The organism is Terrabacter sp. 01T434 (assembly GCF_056398545.1).
This window is the reverse complement of record NZ_JBFTPP010000006.1, coordinates 17,961-29,940: the sequence shown is the minus strand read 5'-3', so window position 1 is coordinate 29,940 and position 11,980 is coordinate 17,961. Positions and strand designations below refer to the sequence as shown.

The following is an 11,980-nucleotide window of genomic DNA, read 5'->3' as shown; positions in this document are numbered from 1 at the left end:
TCAGCCGCCGTTCCGGGCCGTGGTGCCGCCGGCCGCACCGCCACCGCCGCCGAAGCCGCCGCCGCCGAAGCCGCCGCCGAACCCGCCACCGCCGAACCCGCCACCGCCGAAGCCGCCGGTGCGCGTGCCGGTGCCTCCCGTGCCCCCCGTGCCCCCCGTGCCCCCGGTGCCGGTGCCTCGTGTGCCGAAGATGCCGGGCAGCACGACCTGAGCGCCGTCGGAGAGGCCGGCCGTGATCTCGGTGCGGGCGCCGAAGATGCGTCCCACTGTCACGGCCGTCGTCACCTGCTGACCGTTCTGCAGCACCGTGACGGTGGTGCGCCCGTTCGAGCTGCTCAGCGCGGCGGTCGGCACGGTGAGCACGTCGTCCATCTGCTTGACGACGATGGAGACGGACGCCGCGGTGCCGGCATACAACCCGGTAGGTGCGCCGGTGACGGCGATGGTGACAGGGAACTGCGACGTGCCGCTCGAGCTCGACGAGGCCACGATGCCGATGGACTCGACGGTGCCGTAGATCGTCGTGCGCGACCCCGTCGGCAGGATCTGGGCCTGCATGCCCTGCTTGAGGCTGGCCAGGTCCGCGTTGCCGACCTGCGTCTGCACGACCCACGCGTTCGTGGAGATGACCGAGACCGCCGCGCTCGAGGAGCCGGACGCCCCGGCCCCGCCGGTGCCGGCGGCCGAGCCTCCGGTGCCCCCGCCGCTCGCGACCCGACCTGCACCCGAAGAGCTCGATCCCGAGGAGACTGACGTGCCCGAGCCGCCGACGGTCGAGCCCACCTTGACGGCGACCGCAGCGACGACCCCGTCGATCGGCGAGGTGAGCCGGGCCTGCGACAGGGCCTGCTGTGCCGCGAGCAGCTTGGCCTGCGCAGAAGCCAGCTGGGCGTCGGCCGCCGCGATCTGGCTGGCCGAGCCGCTCGATCCCGCAGCGGTGACCTGGGCCTGGGCCTGGGTGACGACAGCCTGCGCCAGGGTGACCTGGCCCTGCAGGGCCGACGTGTCGATCGAGGCGAGCACCTCACCCTTGGCGACCTGCTGACCGACGCTCACACCCACGCTGTTGACCGTGCCGGCGGACTGGAACGACAGGTCGGCCTCGGTCGCCGGCTCGAGGGTGCCGCTCGCCGAGACCGTCTGCTGCACGGTGCCACGCGTGACGGTGAGGGTGCGCGCTTGTGGCTGCGCGCTCGCTGAACGGTGGGTGACCGCATAGGCGCCGCCCGCGCCCGCAAGGAGCAGCGCAGCCACGGCTGTGCCGATCAGTCTCCGGCCGCGCCGTCCAGGCCCCCGTCGTGCTCCAGCCATCTGTCACCGTCTCCGTCGTACGTTCCGTTCGCGAGCGTCAGGGGTGACCGTAGGCGTGCAGGCTGGAAGATGTGACGGGAGTTGCTATGAGTCGGCTATGTGTTGTCCGCGAGGCGATCGGCAGACGTTCGGGGGACGCGTCAGAAGACGATCGTGCGGCGGCCCGAGAGGAAGACCCGCGACTCGGCGTGGTCTCGCACCGCCCGCGACAGGACGCGACGCTCGACGTCGCGCCCGATCGCGACGAGGCGCTCGGGGGACTCGGCGTGGGTGACGCGGACGACGTCCTGCTCGATGATGGGGCCCTCGTCGAGGTCGGCTGTGACGTAATGGGCTGACGCCCCGATGAGTTTCACGCCGCGGTCATGCGCCTGGTGGTAGGGCTTGGCGCCCTTGAACCCCGGCAGGAACGAGTGGTGGATGTTGATGGCGCGGCCCTCGAGGGCACGGCACAGGCTGTCGCTGAGGATCTGCATGTAGCGGGCAAGCACGACGAGGCCGACGTCCTCGGTCTCGACGATCCGCAGGAGCTCGGCCTCGGCGTCGGCCTTCGTCTCCTTCGTCACGGGGATGACGGTGAAGGGCAGGCCGTAGTACTCGACGAGACCGCGGCAGTCCTCGTGGTTGCTGACGACGCCGACGATGTCGATCGGCAGGTCACCGGACTTCCACCGGTAGAGCAGGTCCAGCAGGCAGTGGTCGAACTTGCTGACGAGGATGACCGTCCGGCAGTGCTCGTCCTCGGGCCTGGCCGCGAGGTGGTGGTGCGCGATGGCCGGGCTCTCGCGGATGTCTCCGAGGACCTGGTCGACCTCGTGCGGCTCGGCGTCGAAGACGGTGCGCATGAAGAAGAGGTCGGTGTCCTCATCGGAGTACTGCTGGTTCTCGACGATGTTCGCCGAGACCGCCAGCAGCGCCGCGGACACTGCCGCGACGATCCCGGGCCGGTCGTCGCAGGTGAGGGTCATGATGTGCCGAGCCATTGGAGCAGTCTGGACCAGTCGGGCGCGGGGGAGTGCATCGACGCGCGGGCCGTCTCGTGCTGTGGCCGTCCACACCCCTCCGGCCTCGGGCGGGGTTGTCCCCAGCGGGTGCCCGGGCACCGTCTGGCGGGCGCCCGGCTTCCTACCGTCGGGGTATGCCGTTCCGACCTGCCCCGAGACCGCCTGACCTCGAGCGGGTCGCCCGGGTCCTCGGATCCAGCTCGGCGGCGGACCCACCAGGAGAGGCGCGTGCCGACGGTCCAGGTCCGGCGGCGGAGGCAGACGGCGGCTGGGTTCCTCACGCGCCCGGAGGGGGCCGCGTCGCGTCGGCCGTGCGGCGCCTGTCGTCCCGGGCGACCGAGGACGACGAGGTCACGCGACTCGACGCGGACCTGCGCCGAGCCCGCCGACCGGGCCTGCTCACGGTGCCTGACGAGCTGCGCACGGGCCGTCGCGCGATCAGCAGCGCGGCCGTCGTGTCGCTGCTCGCGCTCGTGCTGGCCGTCGGGTGCGTCTTTGTGCTCCGCGTGCTGTGGGCCGAACGGTCGACGTCGGTGCAGGACGTCGCACCCGGATCGTCGCGATCCCTCCAGGTCGTCGGTGGCGCGGCGACCACGGCTGCTGTCCCGGACGGAGTGACGACGGCGACGGGTCGTTCCGGGGCGATCTCCGGCTCGGTTCCCGTCGTGCCGCCAGCAGGCGCGGAGCTGGTCGTGCACGTCGTCGGGCAGGTGGTGCGACCCGGCCTCGTCCGGCTGCGACCAAGAGCTCGGCTGGCCGATGCGATCGCGGCCGCCGGGGGTGCACGGCCGGGGGCGGACCTCGCTGCGCTCAACCTCGCGCGGCTCGTCATCGACGGCGAGCAGATTCGAGTGCCGAGGCCGGGCGAGGCGCCGGCGCCCGGGAGCGGCATGGCTGGGCCCCCGGGTTCCGCTGGTGGCGCCGGGGTGCCGGGATCCTCTTCTGGTTCGGGCGCACCGGTGAGCCTCAACTCCGCCGATGTCGCGGCCCTGGACGCCCTTCCCGGTGTCGGACCGGTTCTCGCGCAACGGATCATCGACTGGCGCACCCAGCACGGCCGCTTCACCTCGGTCGACGAGCTCGGGGAGGTGAGCGGCATCGGCGACAAGCTCCTCGCGCAGCTGCGGCCGAAGGTGACGCTGTGACGGCGCCGCCGTCTCAGTCGCGGAGGGAGCGCGAACAGAGGCCGCGCGGGCCGTCCCTCGTCGTGCTCACCGGTCGGGAGACGGTGCGCCGGGTCCGGCCGCGGTCCCGGCTCAGGATCGACCTCCGCCTGCTCGTGCCCGTGGTGCTCGCCTGGCCGGTCGTGGCGTTCTGGGCCCTGGTCGCGCCGGTCTGGCTCGTGACGGCCGCGGCGCTCGTGGCCTTGGCGGTCGGCGGTCTGACGGGCTTCGCCGGCACTTCCCGGCAGCACCGGCGACCGGGCGTCAGACGGAGCGGGAGAACCACCGGAGCCGCGCGGCGCGCCTCGTCGGCAGGGCATCAGGGTCTGCGTGCAGTGGCCGCGGGATGCGCGGTGCTCGGTCTCCTGCTCGGCGCCGCGGCTGGTCACCGGGCCGTGCGGATGGCCGGCCCGGTCACCGACCTGGCGTCGCAGAGAGCCGTCGTCACCGTCCGCGCCACCGTCGCGGCCGAACCACGTGCCGTGTCGGGTGCGGGACACGCGAACGGGGACGGACCGACGGCGCCGGCGGTCACCGTGGTCCGTCTCGACGTGGCGCAGGTGTCCGGTCGTGGTCTCACGACCACCGTCAGCGCACCGATCCTCGTCATCGGTCGCGGCTCGGACTGGTCGACGTTGAGGTGGCACGACCAGGTCCAGGTGGCGGTGCGGCTCGGCCCGTCCGAGCCCGGCGACGACGTCGTCGCGGTCGCGACGCCGAAGGGTGCGGTGCGCGTCGTCGCGGGACCGGGCGGTGTCTTCGAGGCGGCCGATGCCGTTCGCGAGCGGTTCCGTTCGGCGACCGCCGGCCTCTGGCCCGATGCCCGGGGGCTCGTCCCGGCACTGGTCGTCGGAGACACCTCGCACACCCCGCCCGATCTCACCGCGGTCATGCTCGAGACGGGGCTCAGCCACCTCAGTGCGGTCTCCGGCAGCAACGTGACCTTCGTCCTCGCTGCCGTCCTGTGGCTCTGCGGGAGCATGGGCATCCGGCGCCCGTGGCGGCCACCGGTGGCCGCCGTCGGGCTGCTCGGCTTCGTCGTCCTGGCCCGGCCCGAACCGAGTGTCGTGAGAGCGGCCGTCATGGGCCTCGTCGGCCTGCTCGCGCTCTCGACGTCCCGTCGACGGGCCGGGGTCCCTGCGCTCGCCGCTGCGATCGCGGTGCTGCTCGTGTGGGACCCGTGGCTCTCCCGCTCCTACGGCTTCGCGCTCTCCAGCGTCGCCACTCTCGGACTGCTCGTCCTCGCCCAGCCGTGGGGTCGCGCCGTGGCACGTCGGTTGCCGGGCCCGCTCAAGCCGCTGGGACCGGTGCTCGCCATCCCGGTTGCCGCCCAGGCGGTCTGTGCCCCGCTCGTCGTGCCACTGCAGGGCAGCGTGTCCCTCGTTGCGGTCCTCGCCAACCTCCTCGCGGCGCCGTTCGTGGCCCCGACGACCGTCATCGGTGTCGTGGTCGCGCTCGTGTCGGTCGTCTGGGTCACGGGAGCCGGGTGGCTCGCCTGGGGAGCGGCCCTCCCGGCGCAGGTGATCGCTGCCGTGGCCAGGTGGTCTGCCGGGCTGCCCTTCGGCAGCCTCGACTGGGGAGACTCCGCGGGTGCTGCGGTCCTGCTCGCGGGTCTCACCGCCGCAGTCATCGCCACCGCGCCGTGTGCCTGGCATCGCGGCCGGCACCGACCGACGGTGGCCGTGGCCGTCGTCGTGCTCACGGCGGGGGTCGGCTTGCCGACGGCGCCGATCGCCTGGCCGCCGCCGGGCTGGGCCCTGATCGCCTGCGACGTCGGTCAGGGGGATGGCCTCGTGGCGGACAACGGCAACGGGCACGTCGTCGTCATCGACGCCGGCCCGGACCCCGAGCCGATGCGTGCCTGCCTGGACCGCATCGGCGCGACAGCCGTCGACCTCCTCGTGCTGACGCACTACCACGCCGACCACGTCGGGGGCCTGAGCGCCGTCCTCGAGCGGCCGGTGGCCGAGATCCGGGCGTCGCCGGTGCTCGACCCGCCTGCCGAGGCGACTCGGGTGGCGCGGTTGGCCGCTGCCGCCAAGGTGCCGCTCGGCGAGCTGCGCGCCGGACAACGACTCACCGTGGGGTCGGTCACGGCAGACGTCTGGTGGCCGGCACGTCGCATCGACGCCGGGTCGGTGCCCAACAACGGCTCCGTCGTCCTGACGATGCACCTGCGCGGCACAACCATCCTGCTCGCCGGCGACATCGAGCGCGAAGCCGCGGGACAGGTGCTGCACGAGTCCCAGCTCGACCCGCAACGCTGGGGACACATCGACGTGCTCAAGGTGGCCCATCACGGGTCGAGCAACCGCGACGACCGGATCCTCGACCACATCGACGGGCGGCTCGCGCTGATCAGCGTCGGGGAGGGCAACGACTACGGCCATCCTGCGCCGGCAACGATGAAGTCGTTGCAGGACAGGGGGTTCGAGGTCCATCGCACCGACCTCGAGGGTGACGTCGCGGTCGTCGCCAGCGGGGGGACGGTTCGAGCCGTGTCGAGGTGAGACGCTCCGCCGGCCGAGGGATCAGGCTGGGTTGGTCGGCGCCGTCGGGTCGACCGGCTCGTCCTCGGGACCGGCCGAGGCGCGTTGCACGTCACCGTCGGGGCCGGTGGGTCTGGCGAGCTCGAAGTCCGCGAAGTCGAACCCCGGCGAGACGAGGCAGCTGACCAGGGCGTCAGCGGGTCCCGGCACGGTGCGCTGCCAGACGTGGGCCGGCACGACAGCCTGGGCCACCTCGCCGGCCGGGAGGTCGAGACCCACCACGACGGTCTCCGCGTCGCCGTCAGCCTCCGGGACGGCTCCGTCGCCCCCGAGCTCGAGGGCGACCGAACCGGTGTGGGCGAGCCACACCTCGTCCGAGGACACCCGGTGCCACGCCGAGGACTCACCCGTTGGCAGCAGGAAGTGGATGAGCGTGGCCGTCGCACGGACTCGTCCGTCGGTGAGGGTCACGGTCTCGGGTGAGGCCCACGTCTGGCGGTACCACCCGCCCTCCGGGTGTGGCTGCAGGTCGAGGAGCTCGGCGAGAGGAGGTCGCATGACGCCCATCATCCTCGACCCGCAGCGACGTGCGCTCAGTCCTTCGTCGCCGACGGGCCGGCGGGCTTGGGCGGCCACGGGAAGAAGCCGCTCGTGCGGCGCACGTAGTCGGCGTAGTCCGGACGGCGGTCGCCGATGTCCTTCTCCAAGAGCTTCTTCCCGGTACCGCCGTAGAGGTTCCACACCATCACGGCGGGGGAGAGGATCGTCAGCACGCCGGGCCACGCGCTCGCCGCCACGAGGAAGAGTCCGGTCCACACGCTGGCGTCGCCGAAGTAGTTCGGGTGCCGGGTGTAGCGCCACAGCCCGGTGTCGAGCACCGTGCCCTTGTTGGCACGGTCGTTGCGGAAGCGGGTCAGCTGCAGGTCGCCCACCGACTCGAAGAAGAAACCGACGGCCCAGACGACCACGCCGAGCCACAGCACCCAGGCGATCCCGCCCTCGACGAACATCGCGATCTGGACCGGGAGGGAGACGAACCACATGATGACGCCCTGGGGCAGGTAGATGTGCAGCAGCGCGTAGACGTTGGGGTTGCCGTCAGCGCGCTTGAGCATGGCCTCGTAGCGGGGGTCCTCGCCCTTGCCGCGCGACCGGCTGAAGATGTGTCCGGCGAGCCGGAGCCCCCACACGGCCGTCAGGCCGAGGGCGAGCCAGCGTCGGAGGTCGTCCCCGTGGCCGCCGCTCGTGGCGAAGGCCGTGAGGGCGATGGCCACGAAACCGAGCCCCCACGTCACGTCGATGACGGCCTGCTTGCCGACGCGAAGCGCCACGGCGAACGTGATGCCGAGGACGACGACGACGGCAAGAGCCGTGAGCAGCAGCGTGCGTCCGAAGGCCCCGCCGTCGAAGCCGGTAGCCTCGACGGCGGGGGCGAACGTCGGCCAGGCCGACGAGACCGTGGTCACCAGGCCCGCACGGCCGGCATACCGCTGCGGCCGTCGGCCGTCGGCTTGACGGCGAGGATCTGGTCGACGCCCATCCGGCCCTCCTCGAAGGCGAGGGCGCCGCCGACGAGGTAGAGGCGCCAGACGCGCCCGACCTCCTCGCCGACCATGGCGACAACCTGGTCCCAGTTGGCCTCGAACGTGTCGTACCACGCGTTGACGGTCCAGACGTAGTGCTCCCGCATCGCGTGCACGTCGCGGACCTCGAGGCCGGCCTGCTCGATGAGGTCGACGGTCTCGCCGACGGGTCGCATGTGCATGTCGGGCGCGATGAAGGCCTCGATGAACGGGCCACCGCCGGGGCGGGTCGTGCGCGACATCTGCTGGATCAGCGCCCGGCCACCGGGCTTCAGCAGGCGGTGGATCTGGCCGGTGAACGTCGGGTAGTTGCGCTGTCCGACGTGCTCACCCATCTCGATCGAGGAGATCGTGTCGAACGGGCCGTCGGGGACCTCGCGGTAGTCCTGCATCCGGATCTCGACCTGCTCCTCGAGCCCACGCTCCCGGACCCGCGCGTCGATGAACGCCTTCTGCTCGCTCGAGATCGTCACGCCGACGACGTGCGCGCCGAACTTCTCGGCTGCGTGGAGCGAGAGCGAGCCCCAGCCGCAGCCGATGTCGAGGTGGCGGCCTCCGGGCTCGATCCCGAGCTTGCGGCAGACGAGGTCGAGCTTGTCGCGCTGGGCGTCCTCGACGGTGTAGCCGGGCTCGGTGCTCGTCCAGTAGCCGCAGGAGTAGGCCATGTGCGGGTCGAGGATGAGGGAGTAGAAGTCGTTCGACAGGTTGTAGTGGTGCTCGATCGCACTGCGGTCGCGGGTCTTGGTGTGCAGGCGCCCACGCAGCCGAGCCTGCGACACGGGCGGCTCGGGCGGCAGGCCGACGACGCCGAGGTCGAAGGCGGTGCGGATGCCGTTCTTCGCGACGGCGGCCACGGCGCCGGCCGACGGGCGACCATCCGTCAGGGCTCGGGCCGTCGACCACACACGACGGAACCCGTCGAGCAGGTCCCCCTCGACGTCGAGCTCACCCGTGACGTACGCCTGGGCGAGGCCGAGCTCACCGGGGTGGCGCAGGAGCCGGCGCAGGGCAGCCGGGTCGCGCAGGACGACGGTCGGCGCGTCAGTGGGGCCGGCGACCGTGCCGTCCCACGCCTTGAGGCGCACGGGCAGACGGCCGCCGAAGAGGGGCTCGACGACGGCCGCCAGCCGCGCAGCGATGCCGTTCGCTCGGGAGGAGGCCGTAGCTGAGACGGGAGCGTCGGGGCGGTCGTCGGTCATGGTCATCGGGGTGGCCTCTCGTTGGGGTCTACTCGGGATGATTCGGGGCCGGTGGCGCGTCGGATGGGAGGGTGCGCCAAGCCGTCATGGAGATACCCCCACGGCCCCGTCGCGTCTCGCGTCGCCCGCGGCCACGAGACCGTCGGGGCCGAGCACGGCCGCGCCCACCCCACCGAAGTACATGTGCGGTCCGGGAAAACGGTGGGCCGGCAGACCACTGGCCTCGATCGCGGCGGCGATGTCGTCCGACGGCTCGTGCTCGACGCGTGGGGAGCCGTCGTCCATGAACCGCACGTGCAACCGTGGCGCGTTGATCGAGTGCTGGAGGTCGTGGCCGCGCAGGAGTCCACGACCGAGCACCTGCATGAGGGCTGTGGTGATCCGGTCGGCACCGGGCGAGCCGACCGCGAGCGCGGTGCCGGAGGCGCTCCGTCCGGTCGTCGGCGCCATGTTGGACGCGAGCCGGGTCCCGGGCGCGACGGCGTGAACGCCCAGACGGTTGAGCTCGGGCTCACCGAGCGCGTTGTTGAGCAGGATGCCGGTGCCGGGGATCACCATGCCGGCGCCGTATCCGCAGGACATCGTGATGGCGCAGGCGTTCCCGTGCTCGTCGACGGCAGAGACGTGAGCGGTCGAGGCCGATGTCGGCAGTCCCGCCAGCCCGTGTCGTTCGACCGCTTGGAGAAGTGCGTGGCCCGCTGCGTCGAGGTCACGGGACTGGTCGTGGACGGACAGGCGGTAGGCGAGGACACGACGCTGGATCTCGATGACCTCGGCCCACGTCCAGTCCTCGTGTCGCGCGAGCTGGCCGAGCATCGCCGCGAGCATCGGGCCGCCAACGGAAGGCGGCGGGTTGAGGGCGATGTCCCATGACCCGACGGTCCGCATCGTCGGTGCGCGCACGACCGCTTGGTATGCCGTGAGGTCGGCCTGGGTGACGAGGCCCCCGTTCGCCGCCATGTCCTCGGCGAGCACCCGACCGACGGCGCCTGTGGTGAAGAGTGAAACGCCTTGTGCCGCAAGCAGGTCCAGGATGTCGGCGAGATCGACGTTCAGGGACGTCTCGCCCGGCTCGAGCGGGCCGCCGTCCGCCCCGGTCACCAGTGCGTGAGCCTCGCCATCCTGACCGAAGAGGGTGTCGCGGACGATGGCGAGGTAGAGGGCCGCGGCTGCGCCGATTCGGTAGCCCTCGCGGCAGGCCCGGGCAGAGGGCTCGACGAGGCGTCGCCACGGCACCAGTCCGAAACGGTCCCTGGCCACCGAGAGTGCCTGCACGGCACCGGAGTTAGCGACCGCGGCGTGTCCAGCGCCGATCGTCACGCCGCCGCCGTAGGTGGTGGGGACCTGGCGCACGCCGTGGCCGAACGCCGACGCGTCGAGGCCGCGGCCGGGCATCTCGACGTTGCCGTCGATGACGACCGGGTCGGAGCCGGCGAGCCAGACGTTGACGAAGGCGCCCCCCATGAGGCTGACGACCCCGGGCTCCGTGCTCATGGCGGCCAGGGACGCGGCGATCGCCGCGTCGACGGCGTTCCCGCCCTCGGAGGCCACCTCGAGTCCGGCCCGCAGGGCCCCCGGACCCGGGGCGGAGAGCGCGACCCGGGTCATGAGGTCGCTCGGCCGATCGAGTGGTACTCCGGGTTCGGCACGAAGCCGAGGGCGCTCGACACGCGGTTGGTGAGGTTGAACATCCCGACGACCTGCACGAGCTCGACCACCTGGTGGTCGTCGAGCCCGACGGCGCGCAGCGGTTCGAGGTCGCGCTCGGTGACTTCGGCGGGGTGGAGCGTGAGCTTCTCGGCGTAGGACGCCATGGCGTACTCCCGCTCGGCGAGCCCCGCCTGCCGCCAGTTCGACGCGACGAGGTCGGCCGTGACGGCGTCGCCGGTGTACTCGCGGAGCGCGGCGCCGTGGCTCACCTCGCAGTACGTGCAGCGGTTGACGCTGCTGACGACGACAGCCAGCAGCTCGCGGTCGGCGTTCGACAGGTGCCCCTCCTTGTTGACGAGGAGGTTGAAGTAGCCCCACCAGGCGAGGAACTGCTCGCCGTTGACGGCTTGGGCGCGGAAGACGTTGGGCACGAAGCCGAACGCCTCCTGCGCCTTGTCCCAGAGGCGGCTCACGCCCTCCGGGACGTCGTCGCGCTCGGGTACGGGCAGGTAGGAGATGCGCTCGTGGTCACCCATGAGGCCACCGTATGCCGGGTGGTGGCCACGCGCCCCTCACGCGCCCGCGCGCTGGTAGCCGTCAGGCCTTGGCTGCCACCAGCTGTGCGGGGGACGCCTTGGGGTCGGCGCCGGCGGCCTCGCACAGTGCGTCAAGCGCCGCGGCGACGGCGGGGACGCGCTGGAGGTCGGATGTCGTGACGGCGAGGATCTGCCGCCGCGACGCGGGGGTGAGCGGCAGGGTCGCGACCTCGTCGTGCTTGGCGGCGTTGAGGATGAGGTCGGGCACGAGCGCCACTCCGAGACCGGCGGTGACGAGCCCGAGCTGGGCCACGTAGTCCTCGGTCTCGAACGCGACGTTCGGGCGGAACCCCGCGGTGTCGGCGAGGGACAGCAGGTGGCCGCGGCAGCGAGGGCACCCGGCGATCCACTCCTCGCCGGAGAAGTCGGCGAGCGACGCCGCCTCGTCGCCGGCGTGCGGGTGGGCACGGGGGACGACGAGTCGCACCTCGTCGTCCATGAGCCGGCGCGTGACGAGCAGCGAGAGGTCCTCCTCGAGCTCGCCCAGGTCGCCGCCCTCATAGGCGAACGCCACCGCGACGTCGCAGTCGCCGCGCCGCAGGGCAGCGAGCGACTCCGGCGGTTCCGCCTCGGTGAAGGTCACGGTGATGTCGGGGTGGCGGGCCTTGAGGATGGCCAGCGTGCGCGGCACGAGCGTGGCCGACGAACTGGGGAAGGCCTGCAGACGGACCCGTCCGGCGCGCAGCCCGGCGATGGCCGTGATCTCCTCCTCGGCGGCGTCGAGAGCGGCGAGGACGCCGACCGCGTGGCGGGCGAGGACCTGACCGGCCTCGGTGAGGCGCACCTGGCGACCGTAGCGCTCGACGAGGACGGTTCCGGTGCGCTGCTCGAGGCGCCGGACCATCTGCGAGATGGCCGGCTGGGTGAAGCCGAGCGCGTTGGCCGCGCTCGTGAAGCTTCCCTCGTCGGCGATGGCCTTCATGACCCGCAGGCCGGCAGCATCGATCATGCGTCCATCATAACCGATGATTATGGAAAACGGTAG

General features: G+C 72.3%; 10 protein-coding genes. 2 read left to right on the top strand and 8 right to left on the bottom strand.

The features are described from left to right. Both AC1DIW_RS13970 and purU read right to left on the bottom strand, forming a co-directional pair. Positions 1-1,254, bottom strand: coding sequence for an efflux RND transporter periplasmic adaptor subunit (locus tag AC1DIW_RS13970; protein ID WP_478108908.1), 1,254 nt, complete (start codon positions 1,252-1,254; stop codon positions 1-3). 197 nt (positions 1,255-1,451) lie between these two features. Continuing rightward, positions 1,452-2,294 (bottom strand): formyltetrahydrofolate deformylase, encoded by an 843-nt coding sequence (purU, locus tag AC1DIW_RS13965; protein WP_442280286.1) that lies wholly within the window; start codon positions 2,292-2,294, stop codon positions 1,452-1,454. 155 nt (positions 2,295-2,449) lie between these two features. Between purU and AC1DIW_RS13960 the strand changes: the two genes are divergently transcribed. Beyond that, a complete protein-coding gene (locus tag AC1DIW_RS13960) occupies positions 2,450-3,460 on the top strand; it encodes a ComEA family DNA-binding protein (protein ID WP_478108906.1) in 1,011 nt (336 codons plus the stop codon). Between the two features lie 62 nt (positions 3,461-3,522). Further along, complete coding sequence (locus AC1DIW_RS13955; RefSeq protein ID WP_478108904.1) at positions 3,523-5,988, top strand: ComEC/Rec2 family competence protein; 2,466 nt, start codon at positions 3,523-3,525, stop codon at positions 5,986-5,988. 21 nt (positions 5,989-6,009) lie between these two features. Here AC1DIW_RS13955 and AC1DIW_RS13950 read toward each other — a convergent pair whose 3' ends face one another. The 6 genes from AC1DIW_RS13950 to AC1DIW_RS13925 all read right to left on the bottom strand — a co-directional run bounded on the left by AC1DIW_RS13950 (position 6,010) and on the right by AC1DIW_RS13925 (position 11,944). Next, the gene (locus AC1DIW_RS13950; RefSeq protein WP_478108903.1) at positions 6,010-6,525 is read right to left on the bottom strand and encodes a cupin domain-containing protein; all 516 of its coding nucleotides are present in this window, start codon (positions 6,523-6,525) and stop codon (positions 6,010-6,012) included. A 35-nt stretch (positions 6,526-6,560) separates the two neighbouring features. Beyond that, positions 6,561-7,433, bottom strand: a complete 873-nt coding sequence (locus tag AC1DIW_RS13945; RefSeq protein WP_478108901.1) for a DUF1295 domain-containing protein — start codon at positions 7,431-7,433, stop codon at positions 6,561-6,563. Continuing rightward, complete coding sequence (locus tag AC1DIW_RS13940; RefSeq protein WP_478108900.1) at positions 7,430-8,755, bottom strand: class I SAM-dependent methyltransferase; 1,326 nt, start codon at positions 8,753-8,755, stop codon at positions 7,430-7,432. Before AC1DIW_RS13940 ends, AC1DIW_RS13945 begins: the two co-directional genes overlap by 4 nt. Positions 8,756-8,833: 78 nt before the next feature. Continuing rightward, entirely contained in the window at positions 8,834-10,357 is a 1,524-nt protein-coding gene (locus tag AC1DIW_RS13935) for a gamma-glutamyltransferase (RefSeq protein ID WP_442280280.1), read from the bottom strand. After that, positions 10,354-10,935 carry a peroxidase-related enzyme gene (locus AC1DIW_RS13930; RefSeq protein ID WP_442280279.1) on the bottom strand — a complete coding sequence of 194 codons (582 nt, stop codon included), beginning with the start codon at positions 10,933-10,935 and terminating at the stop codon, positions 10,354-10,356. Before AC1DIW_RS13930 ends, AC1DIW_RS13935 begins: the two co-directional genes overlap by 4 nt. Before the next feature lie 61 nt (positions 10,936-10,996). After that, positions 10,997-11,944 (bottom strand): LysR family transcriptional regulator, encoded by a 948-nt coding sequence (locus tag AC1DIW_RS13925; protein WP_442280278.1) that lies wholly within the window; start codon positions 11,942-11,944, stop codon positions 10,997-10,999. Between the last annotated feature and the right edge of the window lie 36 nt (positions 11,945-11,980).

Bases quoted from the DNA above. Each gene is read 5' to 3' on its own strand.
- purU (WP_442280286.1), bottom strand. From the start codon at position 2,294: ATGGCTCGGCACATCATGACCCTCACCTGCGACGACCGGCCCGGGATC.
- AC1DIW_RS13960 (WP_478108906.1), top strand. From the start codon at position 2,450: ATGCCGTTCCGACCTGCCCCGAGACCGCCTGACCTCGAGCGGGTCGCC.
- AC1DIW_RS13950 (WP_478108903.1), bottom strand. From the start codon at position 6,525: ATGCGACCTCCTCTCGCCGAGCTCCTCGACCTGCAGCCACACCCGGAG.
- AC1DIW_RS13940 (WP_478108900.1), bottom strand. From the start codon at position 8,755: ATGACCATGACCGACGACCGCCCCGACGCTCCCGTCTCAGCTACGGCC.
- AC1DIW_RS13935 (WP_442280280.1), bottom strand. From the start codon at position 10,357: ATGACCCGGGTCGCGCTCTCCGCCCCGGGTCCGGGGGCCCTGCGGGCC.
- AC1DIW_RS13930 (WP_442280279.1), bottom strand. From the start codon at position 10,935: ATGGGTGACCACGAGCGCATCTCCTACCTGCCCGTACCCGAGCGCGAC.
- AC1DIW_RS13925 (WP_442280278.1), bottom strand. From the start codon at position 11,944: ATGATCGATGCTGCCGGCCTGCGGGTCATGAAGGCCATCGCCGACGAG.